The following is an 18,418-nucleotide window of genomic DNA, read 5'->3' on the forward strand; positions in this document are numbered from 1 at the left end:
TTTATTCTTGAGAAGTAATTCAATTATCTCTTGCTTCTTTTTTTCAGACTCAAACCTATTGATTACAGAAAAAAAGGTGTTATCATTCACCTTGGCGCCTCGCTCGATCAAGGCTTTCATTGCTTGAGAATTGCCACTTTCTGCTGCGATGTTGAGTGCTGTTTGTCCAGTATCGTGACGGGGGAGATCGATCGCCTCCATGTCTGCACCGCTGGCGATTAAAAGGTCGATCGCCCCGCTACCCCGTCCAGCAGCCGCCGCGTGCAGGGGCGTTTGTCCTGATTTGTCGAGAGCCCTTACATCCAATCCTTTTTGGAGAAACAACTGTACAATTGCCTGATTTGGGCCAAAAGCAGCCGCGTGTAACAGTGTTTGGTTTAAATAAGTCTTGAAATGGATATCTGCATTTTTTGCCAAGAGATTTTCGACTGCTGCGCGATCGCCCGTGTAAGCAGCACTAAACAGCAAAATGTTGATATTATCTATTTTCGGCAATTCCCATTCATCTAACATATCCCCAATTCTCACCCGATCGCCCTGCCAATGCACAGACACAAGTTGCACCATGTCAACACTTGTACCATTCAACTCTTTTCCAGCCGCATCCAACAGAAATACATCGCAGGGGGCATCGCTTCCTCCACCGGGCATAGAAAACAGCATCGGATATCTGAGAATCGCGATCGAATATTTGCCATCAGGACTAAATTCGGCCGTGCGAATACCCAATTTCATAATTTGTCGGGGGGCAACGGAGAGGATAATTAACAAGCCTAAAATACCAAGACAGCCAAAACGAAAGAAACGCATAATTATCTTAAGGTAGCTTATGCGATCGACTATAGCAGTGCTAAATGAGTCGTAAAGTTTTTTACCCCACCCCAACCCTCCCCTTATTAAGGGGAGGGAGTAAGAAATTTACAAATGATTTAGGATTGCTATATAACTTTTAACCTATGTCGGTCGATCGCACTTTGGGAATTAGCAAACAACGATCGCGATCGCACCTGCAAATCTTTCAGCAGCATGGTGACGCCAGATAGAGCGACTTTTGGACGATCGGCAAAATTTACTGCAAGCTAGACTAGAGTTGTAATGGTCGTTCTCGATCGACAATTTACAACAACTCAGGAAAAAACATTCATCCAGCAAAGCCCGGGAATTCCCGTTGGAGCTTGTGCTGGTTGTTCCCTTCGTGTTACTACTGAGTTACGAAACTTCCGCATATCCTCGGCGAGGAACTAAGCTTTTCCCAAGTCTGAGCAATTGCTGCATTCCTATCCGCTGTTTCCGTTAAACTTTGGTCAGGAACCCAACTCTAAAGAGATTGGGCTTGCAAGAGAAATCAAGTAAGCCATTCTGACCAGCCTAAGTCTTCACTGACTACGTTATTTGGGTCACGACACCCTGTGGATGCGACGCCAGTCTCCTGCTCTGTCGCTAGTGGTTAAACAGTTTTAAGGTCACTGAAACAGTGCTGCTAGCCCAACAAGCCCTTATAACATTGGCGAGGCGAACATTACCCCGCAAGGGAGGCTCCACAAGAGCAAACATTATGCGTACAGGGTTGCAAGGTTTGAAACGGTAACTGTCCCGTTGAAAGTGCATTACAAAAGTACACCAAACCAAGCAACTCCAAGGCGGTAATGGCAAGAAAGATTCAAGGCGGTTGAAACCGCCCGGGTTGTTTCCCTCTCAGGTCTAAAGACTCTGAGTTTCTCACTTACCGAATAGTTTGATGATTTTTGAGCGCCTTGAAATACTACAGCCAACATCCTAACGCTTTCTCGATCGACTATCTCAACGACTTACGAGGAGCAATTCTCGCCTCACCTTACTTTGCAACCAACAACCTCAACCGCGATTTCATCGGCACAAAAGGCTTTTCCGTGGTATTTGGGCGCGCTCAAATCGCCGAAGTCGAGCGCCGATTCCCGTTGTTCAAACCCTATCTAGACCAAGCATTACAGCCGGAATGCAACGCTTTTTACCTCAATCCCCTGCTTCTAGGCGAAGGTTCCCGCGTCGATCCGCATATCGATCGATCTTTGCGATCGTACTGCAAAACGGTTGAACCTCCCGCCGCCGTCAGCGTTTTGTACGTACAAGTTCCCCCAAATTTGCAAGGCGGAGAGTTGATACTCCGGCGCAACAAACAGCAAGTCGGACAGATTAAGCCACAAGTCAATTCACTGATCTATTTTCAAGGAGATTTGACACACTCAGTCAACGCCGTAAAAAGTAGCGGAACTCGCTTAAGTTTGGTTTGCGAACAGTACAGTTTGAGCGCCACAGAATTACAAGATATTCCCGGATTTACAATCGAGTCTCGGGCGGCGAAAGCAAAGAATAAGTGAAGTTTATTCGATAATTGATATCTGATCCAGTGAATGAATCAAAATGCTTGTAGGGGCGGGTTAACCAACAATTTATGGCTCAAACCAACAATCTCATAAACCCGCCCCCACCACGCGACAAAATTAGCTCGCGCGCAATTCAACGGACATGAAATGAGCTAGTAGCTAGTAGGGTGCGTCAGCTTTGAACTCTCAATTATTGACAAAATAACCCGCTGCTGACACACCCTACAACTCAAATTCTGCCGTTATGTGCGATCGGGCGATCGCCCCTTCGCCAAAAAAACTAAACTTTTGTAGCCTACGATACATTTATTTTCTTAATCATTGTTTACAATTTCCAAGTGTAGATTGTGTACTCTCCATAATTCCCCAAAACCCTAAACAAGTGCGTTGTTTGGTGGACAGCGATTTATCGATCGTCGAACCATTAAAAACCATAAGTAGTTTTGACCAGAATTCATAGGAATTAACTCGCACAAAATTTTTGAGCTTACCAGGGTGAAAATTAGCCAGCAAATCTGTGCAGCGCCGACATCTACGATGTTGACTCAAATTAGTACAGTCTCCAGTCATCTATTTGCTTGCTAATAATCGAAATCCAACCGCATCTATGGAACACCGGATTCTCACCAACACCGACGGCGAAGAGATTCCGCCTCGCTCCTCCAATCTTTGAGAGCCAGCCAAACAAGGCATTCTCCAAAAAGTTAGGTCAGACTAAAAATGTTGGTAAATCCAACATATTCGTCAACGGTTAGAATTGCACTAACCTATATTTTTTCACAGCTACTCGTCCTTAATTCGCATAAAAATAACCATGAGTGGAAACGAATCGCGCATTCAAGCAATTTCTCAAATCGTCAACCGCCAAATAACTCCTGCAAAGCCTCCCAAGCGGTTAGAAGAAATGTGGGCAACAGACGTGTTTAGTCTGAGCAAAATGCAAGAAAGCCTGCCCAAAAGCATTTTTAAATCAGTCAAAAATACCATTCAAACAGGTACAACACTCGATCCTTCCGTAGCCGATGTAGTTGCAGTAGCAATGAAAGATTGGGCTATTTCCAAAGGAGCCCTCTACTACGCCCACGTATTCTATCCACTAACAAATAGCACCGCCGAAAAACACGACGGTTTCATCTCCGTCCAAAGCGACGGCTCCGTCATCTCAGAATTTGCAGGTAAACTGCTAGTACAAGGCGAACCCGACGGTTCATCCTTCCCCAACGGTGGCATTCGCTCCACCGCAGCAGCTCGCGGATACACAGCCTGGGATGTCACCAGCCCCGCCTATGTCATGGAAACAGACAACGGCATGACATTGTGCATTCCCACTGTTTTCATCTCCTGGACAGGTGAAGCCCTAGACAAGAAAACCCCGCTTTTGCGCTCCATTGCTGCCATGAACAAAGCAGCAACCAGAGTCTTAAAACTGCTAGGAAATACCGAAGTCGCTCCCGTAAATTCCAGTTGCGGTGCCGAGCAAGAATACTTCCTGATCGATTCCAACTTCGCCAACAGCCGCCCCGATTTGTTATTAGCAGGTCGCACCCTGTTTGGCAAGCCTCCTGCCAAAGGTCAGCAATTTGACGACCACTATTTTGGAGCAATTCCAGAGCGCGTTCAAGTCTTCATGCAAGAAGTAGAAGAAAGAATGTACCGCCTGGGAATTCCTGCCAAAACTCGCCACAACGAAGTAGCACCAGGTCAGTTTGAAATTGCACCCTTTTTTGAAGCAGCAAACGTCGCCAGCGACCACCAACAATTAACCATGACAATTCTCCGCAACACCGCGAAGAAACATGGTTTTATGTGCTTGCTGCACGAGAAGCCTTTCGCAGGAATCAACGGTTCCGGCAAACACGTCAACTGGTCAGTCGGTAACGCCACCCAAGGCAACTTATTAGATCCAGGCGATACACCACACTCCAACATACAGTTCCTAGTTTTCTGCGGCGCTGTAATTCGCGGCGTTCACAAATACGGCCCCTTGTTGCGCGCCGTAGTTGCAACTGCTAGCAACGACCACCGCTTGGGCGCCAATGAAGCTCCGCCAGCAATTATCTCTGTCTATTTGGGATCCCAATTAGAAGATATCTTCGATCAAATTAGCAAGGGGGGTATTAAGGATTCCCAAGGTCGCGGAATCATGAATTTAGGCGTAGAAACACTGCCTGTTTTCGTCAAAGATGCCGGCGACAGAAACCGGACTTCGCCCTTTGCCTTTACTGGAAACCGCTTTGAATTCCGCGCAGTAGGTTCGGGTCAATCTGTTTCCGGCCCGCTGGTCGCGATGAATACAATTCTTGCAGATTCTTTGGACTGGGTTGCTAACAAATTAGAAAGCGCTTTGACCAACGGAACTGACCTGAATGCTGCCATCCAAACAGTTCTGAAAGAAGTGATGGACGAGCATGGTGCTGTGGTATTTGGCGGCAACGGCTATTCTGAAGAATGGCACAAAATGGCCGTTGAAGAACGCGGTTTAGCTAACTTGCGGACTACCGCTGATGCTTTGCCCGTATTGAAGGCAGAATACATTGAGGACTTGTTTGAAAAGACAGGTGTTCTCACTCCGGTTGAATTGGAAAGCCGTTTTGATGTGTATGCAGAGCAGTATATACTGGCTATTGAAGTCGAAGCAAAATTGGTCGGCAGCATTTCCAAAACAATGATTTATCCGGCAGCGGTGAGATATTTGTCGGATCTTTCTAACACAATTGCTGGCTTGAAAGAGATTGGCATTGAATTAGAAAAGGCAACTGCTCAACAAGTCGCGACGCTGGTTAAGTCGATGATGGATACTGCGAGCAAGTTGAGTGATGCTTTGAGCAAGCACGATTTTGCTACAACTGAAGAGCATATGCAGTATGCTTCGCAAACCATTCGTCCTTTGATGGATGAGGTTCGTCAGTATGCTGATGCTTTGGAAGCTGAAGTGGCTGATGATTTGTGGCCGCTTCCTACTTATCAAGAAATGCTGTTTGTTAAGTAAGCTGTTGGGCATCTAAATTGTATTTTTGGGGCGGGCTTTCTGGCCCACCCCACAAGACTTTTCTTAAACTTGACTATACAATTTCAATGCACTTGTGCTTAATCGCAAACCTGGTTAATTTCTGGTGAGATTTGTGGGGACACGGCAATGCCGTGTCCCTACAATATTATTTTCGGGTAGGGACACGGCACTGCCGTCTCCTTTGATGTTATGGTTAAAAACTTTATTTTAATCAACGCCCTACAGTTGCTATCAACCGGATTTCAGCGCTCCCGGCAAACAGGCAAAGCAGGCTTCGATCGCTGCGGAACTTGAGCCATTTGATTGTATGCTACAAGCGTTACTTGTCCATCAGCATTTATCACCCAACCTTGAGCGGGAATCACTGGCTGGGGCTGAATTTCTATTTCTGCTTTTGTACCCTGTAGATTTTGACTGCTACCGACGGCCGGTTCCACCCAACTAAACAGGGTAGAATCGCTGCTGAGCAAATCATTTGGGTTCGCAGGTATTCCTCCTTTACCAGTAATAGTAAACTCACTTCCCGCCCCTTGAGTGCAAGGATTAGCTACAATTAACGCCTCTGGAGAGATAACATTTTGTGGCAATTCTACCAATCCTTGAGCCGGATTGACACCAGAAGTGCTAAACGTTACTGCCCCTTGCAAAGCCGGGCCAGCCTGTTGAGAAATAGCCGCGATGTCGCTAGTGGGAATTAAAGAAGTTGGATTCACTTGTAAGTTAGCAAATTCAGCATCAGTCAATCCTAAAGTGCTTCTAGCTGCTTCGCGATTAATGCTCGTAAAACCAAATATATTCGGTACATTGACTGTAACTTGTCCGCCCCTGGCTGTGCGAGCATTGGCTGTAATATCGCTATTTTCACGCGGGAGGGCTAACAAAATATCGCTATTAATTCTGATATTTCCACCTTCAGAAATACCAGCATCGGTGGTAATTCTGCTATTGCGCCGCAACTGGATGGATCGCGATCGCAGATTAATATTTGCCCCAGTACCAGATACGGTTGTACCATCAATGCTGGCTTTGTTATCCAGGGCGATCGCATCAGCAACAACGTTGATATTGCCAGCGCGTCCCGATCCAATACTTGCCACATTGACCGTTGCCCCATCCCTAATAATCAATTGATTAACATTCAGATTCAACGAGCCCGCATTCCCCGTAGCGTTGGGATTGACAAAACTAAACGCCCTGCCAGCCGAAGCCTCAATTCTACTGCTGAACCGACCGTTATTCCCACTGCCTTGGACTTCTGTGCGATCGGCATTAATCGTAATATCTCCCGCATCTGCTGCACTCAAAGAACCCGCAGTAATAATGCCCCCATCCCGCAGAGTGAGCCTGGGTGTAGAAAGGCGGATATCTCCACCTCTACCAGAGCTTGTAGTTTGAGTGCCAAGAACACTCGGTGCGAAGCCCGCATTCCCCCCTGTCAAAACTCCAGACACGCCGCTCACTTCGATCGAGTCTGAAGCTCTGATAGTTAAAGTTCCTCCTGGCCCCCCACCGGTAGAAAACACATTTTCACCAATAATCGTACCCGTCGATAAAGTAATTACAGCTCCATTAGAAACAGTCAGCCGCTTAGTGTCGATCGTAATATCCCCAGCTTTCCCCTTTCCATCGAAAGAGCTAGTAGCCAGAGTAGTTTGCCCCGTACCTCCACCCAGACTCCCCGACAATTCTACAGATTCATTCGTTTTAATCGCGATATTCCCCGATGCTCCATCACTACGGCTGATGCCGATCAGACTGGCTCCATCGCGCATGATTAACCGTTGTGCGTCAACAGTGATACTTCCGCCTTGGCCGGTACTTCCACGAGTTGTGCCGCTGTTGAGCACTGAACCGATCAATTCGACGGTGTTAGCACGGATATTCAGATTTCCGGCATTTGCAGCAGTAAAGGTACTGGTACCGCCCAGTGCCCCATCGCGCAGCAGCAGCCGAGGAGTGTCAATGTTAATATTTCCAGCGGCTCCACTACCAGCAGTACCAGCACTCAGCATAATTTGCGGGTCAAAAGGGTTGAACGCTCCAGAGGCTAGATATTGGCTATAAACCCGCTGATAGCCTTCAATTCCCAGCCCGCTCATTTCTACTGAGTCAGTAGCGTGGATGTTTAAATTGTTCCCCTTCCCATCTCCGAGTGTGGCGCTGAGAATTTGCGACCCTTTATCTACTCGCAAGTTTTGGGCATTAATATCAATACTTCTGCCATCAAGATTTCCGAGTGTTAGGCTATAAATTCCTGAACTACTGACGGTGACATTAGAACCTCTGATGTCAATTTTTCCACCGCCTAATCCGCTGGTATTTATCAATGCACCGTTCATTTCAATGTTGCCAAAGTTCTGAATATTGCTGTAGTTTAAATTCAGACCTAAAGCTGTTGGTTCAAATTGTACTAAACCTGGAGTTTTCACACTTCCTAATAATATTTGTCCGGTATAAGCTGTTAAATTGCCGCCGTTTAGTTGAATGTCTCCACCAATTAAGGCTAAAGTTTGACCGGGGTCTACGGCTAAACCAAGTTTGTTAGAAACAGGAACCTCTATCGGTAGTGGTGGTAAGGTTGGTGTGGGGCCCATTGCTTGGGAAGTGTTGACAATTGTACCGGGATTGTCTCGAAATCTCAAGCCCACAGGAATATTAATCGCTAATAACGGCACGGCGCTGGGGTTCGCGCTGCTAAATTCAAAGCCGTTATTAAAAACAATACTATCAGCGGTTGAACCGATAAATGAGCCGCGTAAATCTAATCGAGCATTGGGGCCGAAGATAATTCCTTTCGGATTGAGTAAGAATAAGTTGGCGTTTCCTTGTACTCCTAATGTTCCTAAAATATTGGAAGAATTGCTACCTGTGACGCGGGTAAAAATGTTAGCAATGCCGTTAGGATTGGCAAAATATGCGCCTCTACCTTCACCGACGTTGAATTCGCGGAAACTGTGAAATAAGCTAGAACCGCGACTTGCACCGCCTTCTATGCGGTCTGATGGTAGGTTATTGATGCTGTCGGAGACTGTGCGGGAGTTTTCAGTTCCTAAAGTGCGATCGGGGATGATTTGAGCAATTGTGGCAGTGGGAAATAGCAATAAGAAAGCAAAAAATAGGGCGGAAGATTTGCGAGGCATAGTTTAACATCTCTTAGAACTTAGGGAGAACAAATTTGGATGGACGATCGACATTTGTGTTTTCAGAATAGCCGATCGCCCAAACTCAAATTCCCTCATCAATCAAACGATTTGTTTGCTCGCGGGTTCCCCCGTACCAGGAGGTACTACTGAATCGCCAAAAGCAATCCGCAGAAAAGGCGGAGCCAAGAAAGTCGTCAGAATCACCATGATAATAATCGAGACTTCCAACGGCTTATCCAACACCCCACTCGCCGAACCAATTCCGGCAAAAACCAAACCGACTTCGCCCCGAGGAATCATCCCAACTCCGATCGCCAATCGATTGATTCCGGGCACACCAAACACCACCCAACCTGTAACAATTTTGCCAATAATCGCCACCACAATCAAGAAAGCAGATGGGTTTCACCAATTCATCCAACTCTGTGCGCGCATCGCTTTTATCCAACACCAAACCAGCCGCAAACGCACCCAAAATCGCTTCCAGATGAATTGCGTTGCCCAGAAATGCCATGAATAAGGCGAAAATAAAGGCCGGGATAATAATATTGCCGCGAGTTTTGAGTTGGCCCACCACCGCCGAGAAGGTTTTGTCGAAGACACCGCCCAACAGAATCGAACCTAACAGAAATACAGTGGCGCTGACAATTAAATAGATGACATTAACAACATCAATTTCACCAGTTTTAGCTAAGCTAGCGACAACAGCTAGGACAATAATTCCCAGCACATCATCAATCACTGCCGCACCGACAATAATTTGACCTTCTTTAGATGTCAGTTGTCCTAAATCAGACAACACTTTCGAGGTAATTCCGATGCTGGTTGCTGTCAAAGCCGCACCTGCAAAAATTGCCGGAATTGCTGGAGTGTGGAAAATTACCATCAAGCCAACAGTACCGGCGGCAAAGGGAACAGCCACGCCTACACAGGCGACAACGACGGCTTGAACTCCGACTTGTTTTAGTTGATTGAGATCGGACTCTAAGCCAATTTCAAACAGCAGAATAATTACGCCTAATTCGCCCAGCACAGAAATGATTTCACTCTGCGATTCAAAGACACTGGTAAGGGCGGCAGGGGATAGATGGTTGAGCGATTGTAGAACACTCATAATCCCGGAGTCTGAAGCTGACAGCCCGCTTTCGGAAAAAACGATCAGGTGTAAAGCAGACACCCCGACAATTACCCCTGCTACCAATTCACCCAATACGGGCGGTAAATCGAAGTTTCTCGCTACTTCTGCGCCTAATTTACTGGCGATATAAATCACTACTAAACTGAGCAAAACTCCGCTGAGGACGATCGGCGAATTTTCGGGATCGACTGTTGCTAGCAAAGGTATGGGAGCAATTAGCGGTGCTATCCCTGAACTGAAAGCTGTAATTGTATGGTTCACAAACATGAGTGATGTGATGGTAATAAAGATGATTCTACGCTGATTGATGATTGAATTTATGAAGTGTAGTAGGGACACGGCGCCGTGCCCATAGGTGTCAACTTATGACTACAACCCTTGATAAGTCTCGTTTTTACCTGAGTCCAGATCCCCCTAAATCCCCCTTAAGAAGGGGGACTTTGAGAAGACTCCTGTCCCCCCCTTCTTAAGGGGGGTTAGGGGGGATCTGGCTTTAATCGTCAAACAATAGTCTCTGAATGGGTTTGACGTTAAGTTGACACTAATGGGCATTGCCGTGTCCCTACGGGGATTGAGCGATAGGCGGGTGTACTTCATAAATGTGGAATTTGCTGTATCAAGCAAAACTTGAAGAACCCAAATCTGGGGGAACATCCTGCCATCTTCCTTGTCCTACTGCTTGAATTGCTTCTTTTAGCATGATATCGCCGGTATAAATTGCTCTACCAACGATCGCACTTTTGACACCAATTGGTTCCAAAGCCAACAAACTTAACAAATCTGCGATCGAACTGACGCCGCCGGAAGCAATCACCGGAATCGAGATGGCGCTAGCAATTTCCCGCAAAGATTCCAAATTCGGCCCTTCCATGGTGCCGTCGCGGTGAATGTCGGTGTAAATAATTTCAGCCGCCCCTAATTCTGCCATTTTTTGCGCCAATTCTGTCGCTAAAACTTCGGAAGTTTCCAGCCAGCCTCTGGTAGCAACTTTACCGTTTCTGGCATCGATTCCGACGAGAATTTGACCTGGAAATTCGGCACACAATTCACCGACTAATTGCGGTTGTTCGACGGCGACAGTGCCGAGAATGGCGCGCTGAACGCCTAATTTGAGAATTGCCGCGACAGAAGGGCGATCGCGCATTCCGCCTCCTAATTGACAGGGAACGTCTACTGCGCGGACGATCGCCTCAATAGCTGCTAAGTTTACAGGATGACCTGCTTTTGCCCCATCGAGGTCTACCAAATGCAGCATTGTGGCGCCTTCATTTACCCACTGTCTGGCGACTTCGACGGGATTTTCGTTAAAAGTTTGGGACTTGGCGTAGTCTCCCTGATAGAGTCTGACGCATTTTCCGTCCAAAAGGTCGATCGCTGGAATTACATTCATAATATTTGGGAATTGGGGAATTGGGGAATTGGGAATTGGGAATTGGGAATTGGGAATTGGGAATTGGGAATTGGTAATTGACTGCTGTCAACTGTCAACTGTCAACTGTCAACTGTTTAAATACCTTCACAACCGCTATTTAAATGAAACATAATCGATGACGATAGAGTTGACCACAAAGGAGTATCAATCTCAGCTTCTCGCAAAGCTTCAGCCGTCCAGTCATTGCAAGTTCTCAAAATAGAGTAACTGCCTTTTGCTTCATAAAAACTGTCAGTGTTGTAGTAGCCGTAGCTGATTTTTATTTTATTACCTGCTGCGTCTAATTGGAATGTATTTTTAAGGAAATTTACCAGCCTCCGATAATTTTTCCCACTAATTTTAACACATTTGGTTTCTATATCTTGAGGAAAAACTCGATAACCTTGAACGTGGAGGGTAGACGGAGTAGGGAGAAATAGAGCATTGAAAGCTATAACTGGGTTGATGGTTGCTGAGGTGGGACTTTCCAGCATAAAAGCTCGATCTCCCCAGCCAAAAGACAAATATTTATAATCATAATTTGCCTCTCGTCCTATTTGTGTAATTGGTAAATATTGATTCCAGTCAAAGTATTGATTTTTAACTGGAACGATGATTTCGGTGTGGATGCCTTGGTTAGAAACTTGTACGCTAACTGTGCAATTTTTTTGCGAGGACTCTCCCCACTTTCGGGGAGTCAGGTAGCCGATTGCAGCAAGGATAGCAATCAGACATAAATTAAGAATACAAATGCGGTAAATTAATTTAGTGTTAAACATTATATCTATTTTCAAGGTTCGTAGTGAGGACTTTAGTCCTTAATAATCTTAAGAAGAAGGACTGAAGTCCTCACTACGAACGAAGAAGAAGAAGGACTGAAGTCCTCACTACGAACGAAGAAGAAGAAGGACTGAAGTCCTCACTACGAACGGTTTTAAACAGGCGGGCGTTGCATCTTTGTGGGAAAGAATTCTTGCAGGGCAGAATTTCGCTGTTCGGGAGTTTCGCTGGCCCAATTTGACAAGCTTTCATAGAAAAAGAAGGAAACCCCTGCAAAATTTCTCTTTCGGACTGCTTGCACTTGCTCTTGAATTTGTGACAGCGGAATAGAACTGTTTTTCAAACCTGTTAAAATACCGATCGCAGTTGGAATGTGCTTTTTGGCGAGTTTGACTTCTTCCCGTTCCAGTTCGGCATTAAAACGCTTGATATCATTGCGATACACCTGTATTATAAGTTCTTCGATGTAACCGCGTCTTTCCCAGCTAAACCAGTCCTGCAAGTGGGCGGGTAAAGCAAAGTGCAACGGATTGGGAGATAAACTAATAATACATTTTTGTTTGCGGGATTTGATGGCGCGGGAAATTCGCCCCATGAAGTCGTTGATTTTGTCGGCGCGCCAGCGGATCCAGAAGGTTTCGCGGGCGTCATTGGAGGGAGGACTTTTGATTTGTTTTTCATACATTAACACTGTTTGCGGCTCGTAGCCAAACTCTACGGGCAAACCGAAATGGTCGTCAAATTGAATGCCATCTAGATCGTAATTATCGACGATTTCTAAGATTAAATCTAAGATAAATTTCTGAACTTCCGGATGAAAAGGATTCAGCCAAACTCGATCGTGCGTGCCTTCTTTCCAAATAGTTGAACCGTCGCGTCGCGTCGCCAGCCAGTCAGGGTGAAGTCTGGCTAATTCCGATTCGGCGGGAGCCATGAAACCAAACTCAAACCACGGGATTACTGCTATACTTTTTTTGTGGGATTGTGCTATAATTTCTTTGAGAATGTCTCGGTCTTGCAATCCTGGTGATGGGTCGATCGACTTTCCGAATACTCGTTTGGCTACAGCGCTGGGATAAAGCGTATAGCCTCCTTGCCAAACCGTAGGATAAATGGTGTTAAAGTTGAGTTTGTCCAGTCGATTTACAGCGTCAATGATGTTGCTGGGGGAGAAAATAACGTCGCTGTCAATATTAGTCAGCCAGATGCCGCGCAATTCGGTGGTTGGGGTTTTGGGTGCAGTTTGAGCTTCCATTCGGGGGGAGAAAATTGCGGCGGAGGTAAGGGCGATCGCAAAAACAACTATTAAAGCCAGTATCCGCCGCCATTTGTGCAGTTTAATCATCAATTTTTCGCAAACACCACAATCTAATATCATACTGTAACGTTCGCACTGCAAACCTGACTTTCTTGAACCCGCGGAGGCGGGTTTTGTCTGTATAGTCGCGGTTTCAACCGCCGAGTCTTTCTTCAACCCGCCTCCTCGGGTTTTGTCTGTCTAGTCGCGGTTTCAACCGCCGAGTGGCAATTTCATCACTTGGCGGTAGTGCGATTCAATCTCGCCCACCATCGGCGATTGGCGCTTGCTACTCCACTCGCTGCGATCGAATAATTGCCGCCTCAAACCATCAACATCAATGGTTTTCACCTTACCTTCAGCGACAATTTGTTTGCCGTTTACCCAAACGCTATCTACCGTATTTGTCGGGCGTCCCAAAATTAGCAAACCAATCGGATCGGTGCGCGGCAACAATGATAAACTGGTTAAATCGTACAGCACCAAATCCGCTTTTTTGCCGACAGTTAGCGAACCAATTTCATCGCCGAGATTCAAGCCTTTTGCTCCCCCCAGCGATGCCATTTCTACAGACTGGCGCGGTGTAATCCAGTGGCGGTAATCCAAATCCGTAATATTGTGCAGAATTGAACCCATTTTAATCGCTTCCAGCAAATCTTGAGAGTCGTTGCTAGCGGCGCCGTCGCAGCCAAAAGATACGTTTACTCCAGCTTGGCGGTATTTTAAAATCGGTGCAATCCCGCTTCCTAAGCGCAGGTTGCTGAGGGGATTGTGTACAACAGTCGATTGAGTTTCTGCCATAATTGCAATGTCGGCATCGTCCAGCCACACGCAGTGCGCTAAGGAAGTGCGCGGACTTAAATAACCGATTTGTTGCAAATGTTCGACAGCGCTACAGCCGTATTTTTCGCGAGCTAACTGTTTTTGAGCGGGCGTTTCTAAGAGGTGGGCGTGCAGGCAAAGATTGTAGCGATCGCCCAAATCGATGCAGCCTTCAAACAAAGCATCAGAACACAGTTGAATTCCCGTCGGTGCCAGCAATATATTAACACCTTTTTCTGGATAGTGAAACTGTTTGATAGCTGCTTCCATGAGTTCCAAAGTTGCATTTGTCGAGCGAATGTAAGCCGCGTGCTCGATGCCACCCTCGCCCGCAGGCATTCCCGCTGTCAGGGATTCATCTTGAATTAACGGCCCGATAAAAGCGCGGATGCCGATTTCTTGATAAGCGCGAACTGCCGCAGCAATTGTCTCTAATTCTTGCCCCGGAATCAAAACTAAATGATCGACTACGCTTGTGCCGCCCGAGAGCAATGTTTCTACCGCAGTTCCCAAGGCACTCAAGTAAACTTGTTCCGGATCGAGAGGCGTGAAATCGTACAGTTCGCCAATCCACAACTCCAGCGGTAAAGGCGGAATAATCCCGCGCTGCCACATTTCAGAAGAGTGCGTGTGCGCGTTGACAAAACCGGGAAGCAGCAGCTTATTTTTGCCATCGATTGCTGTTTCTGTAGGAGCTAAATTGGGCGCGATCGCACTTATGCAATTATTCGCCACTTGCACGTCTGCGGTTTCATAACCACTCTCAACCGGAATCAAAGCATTTTGGATTGTAAAACTCATAGATTTAGCTTTTCTGGTGAATTCACATCTATTTCTATTTTAGGACTAGATCATCTTCTTTTATCTCGTTCTCAGCCTTTTAAATATCGTTTAATCTCGTTCCCAGGCTATGGCTGGTAATGCATATAAGCGAGAAAGAGCCTCGCCTGTGGTTTACTGGAGGTAGAGCCTCCTGCAAGGAATTTCCAGGCTATGGCTGGGAACGATAAAATAGCCTGGAAACTAGAAACTTTTTGCCTAAATTTGGTTAATTTCAATAAAGCATCAAGTAGATCGAAACAGTTACGTTTGATACTGAGACTTAATCTTAGCAAAGATTTAAGATATCGCAAGTTAGCAACAATCAAAGAGTTATAAAATTGAAGTGGTTTTTCAGTCGCAATCTAATATGAATCCAGATAGCCTCCGCACCTTGGGCGTTGCGCCAAATGCTTGGAAAGTTGATGCTAAAATTGCCGACATCACCCGATCGCCGATCGCGCCTCAACCTGTTACCCTAGAAACAGAAACGAAAACCCTGCGATTGGACTTAGCAAAAGCAGCGATGCTAGTGATAGATATGCAAAACGATTTCTGTCACCCCGACGGTTGGCTATCACACATCGGCGTCGATGTAACACCTGCGCGCACTCCAATTAATCCTTTGCAAAATTTGCTGCCAAAATTGCGATCGCACGCAGTACCCATTATTTGGATAAACTGGGGAAACCGCCCCGATTTGCTCAATATTAGCGCAGCTTCGCGCCACGTTTACAATCCCACGGGCGAGGGCGTAGGTTTGGGAGATCCGCTACCCAAAAACGGCGCATCTGTTTTGATGGCGGGGAGTTGGGCGGCCGCCGTTGTTGATGAATTAGAACAGAAACCAGAGGATATTTGCATTGATAAATATCGCATGAGTGCCTTTTGGGATACTCCTTTAGATAGTATCCTACGGAACCTGGGAAGAACTACACTTTTTTTTGGCGGAGTCAACGCCGATCAATGTGTCATGGCTACCCTACAAGATGCTTGTTTTCTAAACTACGACTGCATTTTAGTCAAAGATTGTACAGCTACCACATCTCCAGAGTATTGCTGGCAGGCTACTCTTTATAACGTTAAACAATGTTTTGGGTTTTTGTCTGATTCTCAGGCTATGTTAGAAGCAATTAAATAACTAGGGAATTAGTCATTAGTCATTAGTCATTAGTTATTAGTCATTGGTCATTGGTCATTGGTCATTAGTCATTGGTCATTAGCAATAAACTGGGGAGGTTGAGCCACGGACTAATGACTCTGAATGCTCACTAATGACAGCAGAAACATAGGGTGCATCTCATTTTGGCAAGGGCGAAGCATTTCGGCACATAATTTATGAACCAGAATCAGAGATTTACTGCCGAAATGCTTCGCCCCTACGAGTATATTTGCATTCATTGAGATGCACCCGAAACATATAGCAACTGTCCGAGACGGTTAGGAAGTTCTTAATTGCTAAAATCCTGGGTTCTGCTTCCCTCTTCTCTCTTCCCTCTTCCTTCTTCCTTCAGCTATAACAACTCACAACTAAGAATAAAAAAATGACAAACCAGTGCATGATTCCGGTGATGAAATCGCCTCAAGACTACCAAGCATTTCGCATCAGCCCGGGGGATACTAATAGATTAGCCATAGTTTTCGATCCGGCAACCGCGAATGCCTCATTAACTGTTTGCATCGAGATTTTCGATCCGGGCGGAAAAACTCCTCCCAACCGCCATCAATTTGCGGTAGAAATGTTTTTTGTACTCAAAGGAAGAGGGCAAGCGACTTGCGACGGCAAAACAGTTAGTATTAAACCGGGTGATAGTTTGTTAGTGCCTCCAACTGGCACTCACGTCATTGAAAATACGGGCAGCGAACGTCTTTACACTTTGTGCATTATGGTGCCAAACGAGGATTTTGTGGAACTAATTCGCAGCGGTACACCAGTCGAACTCGATGAGGAAGATATGAGGGTTCTCGGGCGATCGGATGTACTCGTGCCGTGCTAGGTTTGTAGTGAGGACTTCAGTCCGCAAAATAAACAGCTAAACGCGCTAAGTTAGATCGTTCGGACTTCAGTATACCTCTTGCAGAAATAGGTAGGAACGGGCAAGATGCCAGTTTCACAATTCAATGCGCCTGAGTTTGAGTGCCGCTTGTTTTCCAGCTTATGACGTGAATCCGGGAACTTGTGCGCCTCCGGGTGCAGCGCGGTTAATTGATGCTAAAATTATGACGCTGACAGTAAGTTGTGGCGGGAGTTGTCCTTCTCAGATTTTACTGCCAATTGGCGATCGCACTTAAAATCCATCAAACTATGAGCGTTATCTTTCACATCACCCGCAGCCAACAGTGGGAAGAAGCAAAACAAGTGCAATCCTATCGCGGAGATACGCTAGATACAGAAGGATTTATCCACTGTTCGACTCTGCCGCAAGTTTTGAAATCTGCCAATAAATTTTTTGTAGGACAAACAGGATTGCTGCTGCTGTGGATTGACTCGGAAAAAATAGAATCTGAACTTAAGTATGAATTTGCCGCCGGTGAGGATTACCCGCACATTTACGGGCCGCTGAATGTGGATGCAGTGTTGCAAGTTTTTGAGTTTGAACCCGGTGCCGATGGCAAGTTTGAATTGCCGGCAGAGTTAACAGCAACTATCAACGAACAAGCTTAGTATCCTGTGAAGATACTTCAACAAACATCACTTATTAGTCAAGGTGTTTGATGATATTACTTTGGTGGTTATCGAGCACATGAATGAAGAGATAGCATCTAAGGATCGCGAATTAAATAATTTACACATATTTGTGGGATGGGCGTCCCGCCCGTCCTTTCGTGACGGGCGGGACGCCCATCCCACAAGAACAATAAAAATTGTAAGTTATTTAATTCTCATTCCTAAGTATTGCCGATAAATCTTCTAATCTGCAAATTATTAAGCTATTAAAACAGCATGGTGCTAAAATTTGACCGAGGATATTTTTTCAATATGATGCTTTTCAAATTATTGCCGATCGCCCTGCTATTATTAAGCTCTGCCATCAGTGGCGGTGCACTAGCACAATCGGCGAAACCCAGCAGACAGATCATCGGGCCGGCGATTGATTGCGATCGCGACGGACAACAGGACGACATCCGCATGGATGATGATGGTGATGGTATACCCGATCGCTGTTTGCTAAATCAAATTAAGCCTGTCATGAATCGGGAAAATTACGATCGAGAATTGAAACAACTTCAGGCTCAACCCTGTCAAAAAGCCACAAAAACCGTCAAAAATATTAGCTACATCATGTGTTCTACCAATGGCGGTAAAACCATTGTCAGTGCATCGGAAGCCCTGGTGGAAGTGGGAGATGGAGTGGGATTTTGGCTAAAAGGCGATCGGGTAAGGGCGATCGTCTTTTTTGGTACGGGTGAAGTTGTTTTCTTCAACCGTGGAGTTTTGGAAGCACAAATGTCGGATAAACGGGAAGTTACAACTGTTTTTACTGCTGATGAACGGCAGCAGTTTGAGAGGCTAGAAAAGAACGGAGTGCAGAAAATTTTGCAAGTATTTAGCAGGTAGATCGGGTTTTTAATAGGGAGAGAGTTTTATGTTTAATGAGGTTAATTTACTTGTTTCTTCCTTTTGCCAGATGACA

13 protein-coding genes and 1 pseudogene are annotated in these 18,418 nt (G+C 45.9%); 7 read left to right on the forward strand and 7 right to left on the reverse strand.

The window, feature by feature from the left end:
• A partial coding sequence (locus tag JGK20_RS01075; protein ID WP_293228945.1) for an ankyrin repeat domain-containing protein occupies positions 1-810 on the reverse strand: 810 nt, incomplete at its 3' end.
• A 935-nt stretch (positions 811-1,745) separates the two neighbouring features.
• Here JGK20_RS01075 and JGK20_RS01080 point away from each other — a divergent pair.
• On the forward strand, positions 1,746-2,357 hold the full coding sequence (locus JGK20_RS01080; RefSeq protein WP_293176916.1) for a 2OG-Fe(II) oxygenase: 612 nt from the start codon (positions 1,746-1,748) through the stop codon (positions 2,355-2,357).
• Between the two features lie 820 nt (positions 2,358-3,177).
• Positions 3,178-5,352 (forward strand): glutamine synthetase III, encoded by a 2,175-nt coding sequence (locus JGK20_RS01085; RefSeq protein ID WP_293176914.1) that lies wholly within the window; start codon positions 3,178-3,180, stop codon positions 5,350-5,352.
• Positions 5,353-5,615: 263 nt separating this feature from the next.
• On the opposite strand, the gene JGK20_RS01090 is transcribed toward JGK20_RS01085, so the two are convergent.
• From JGK20_RS01090 to JGK20_RS01115, 6 genes and pseudogenes are all read right to left on the reverse strand, one after another.
• Positions 5,616-8,513 carry a filamentous hemagglutinin N-terminal domain-containing protein gene (locus JGK20_RS01090; protein ID WP_293228947.1) on the reverse strand — a complete coding sequence of 966 codons (2,898 nt, stop codon included), beginning with the start codon at positions 8,511-8,513 and terminating at the stop codon, positions 5,616-5,618.
• 102 nt (positions 8,514-8,615) lie between these two features.
• A pseudogene (locus JGK20_RS01095) lies at positions 8,616-9,921 on the reverse strand (cation:proton antiporter).
• A 349-nt stretch (positions 9,922-10,270) separates the two neighbouring features.
• On the reverse strand, positions 10,271-11,044 hold the full coding sequence (hisA, locus tag JGK20_RS01100) for a 1-(5-phosphoribosyl)-5-[(5-phosphoribosylamino)methylideneamino]imidazole-4-carboxamide isomerase (protein WP_293176908.1): 774 nt from the start codon (positions 11,042-11,044) through the stop codon (positions 10,271-10,273).
• A gap of 116 nt (positions 11,045-11,160) precedes the next feature.
• Entirely contained in the window at positions 11,161-11,844 is a 684-nt protein-coding gene (locus JGK20_RS01105; protein WP_293205532.1) for a TIGR02117 family protein, read from the reverse strand.
• Positions 11,845-11,999: 155 nt separating this feature from the next.
• On the reverse strand, positions 12,000-13,190 hold the full coding sequence (locus JGK20_RS01110; protein ID WP_293228949.1) for a glycoside hydrolase family 10 protein: 1,191 nt from the start codon (positions 13,188-13,190) through the stop codon (positions 12,000-12,002).
• 165 nt (positions 13,191-13,355) lie between these two features.
• A complete protein-coding gene (locus JGK20_RS01115; RefSeq protein ID WP_293228951.1) occupies positions 13,356-14,765 on the reverse strand; it encodes an amidohydrolase in 1,410 nt (469 codons plus the stop codon).
• A gap of 388 nt (positions 14,766-15,153) precedes the next feature.
• Between JGK20_RS01115 and JGK20_RS01120 the strand changes: the two genes are divergently transcribed.
• From JGK20_RS01120 to JGK20_RS01140, 5 genes are all read left to right on the forward strand, one after another.
• The gene (locus tag JGK20_RS01120; protein ID WP_293176900.1) at positions 15,154-15,924 is read left to right on the forward strand and encodes an isochorismatase family cysteine hydrolase; all 771 of its coding nucleotides are present in this window, start codon (positions 15,154-15,156) and stop codon (positions 15,922-15,924) included.
• Between the two features lie 403 nt (positions 15,925-16,327).
• Positions 16,328-16,780 carry a cupin domain-containing protein gene (locus JGK20_RS01125; protein ID WP_293146325.1) on the forward strand — a complete coding sequence of 151 codons (453 nt, stop codon included), beginning with the start codon at positions 16,328-16,330 and terminating at the stop codon, positions 16,778-16,780.
• A gap of 124 nt (positions 16,781-16,904) precedes the next feature.
• The gene (locus tag JGK20_RS01130; RefSeq protein ID WP_366025916.1) at positions 16,905-17,075 is read left to right on the forward strand and encodes a hypothetical protein; all 171 of its coding nucleotides are present in this window, start codon (positions 16,905-16,907) and stop codon (positions 17,073-17,075) included.
• 13 nt (positions 17,076-17,088) lie between these two features.
• Entirely contained in the window at positions 17,089-17,448 is a 360-nt protein-coding gene (locus tag JGK20_RS01135) for a DUF952 domain-containing protein (protein ID WP_293176898.1), read from the forward strand.
• Between the two features lie 315 nt (positions 17,449-17,763).
• Entirely contained in the window at positions 17,764-18,342 is a 579-nt protein-coding gene (locus tag JGK20_RS01140) for a hypothetical protein (RefSeq protein WP_293205524.1), read from the forward strand.
• Positions 18,343-18,418: the final 76 nt, after the last annotated feature.

It is taken from the genome of Microcoleus sp. PH2017_05_CCC_O_A (assembly GCF_020738785.1).
Classification (GTDB): domain Bacteria; phylum Cyanobacteriota; class Cyanobacteriia; order Cyanobacteriales; family Microcoleaceae; genus Microcoleus.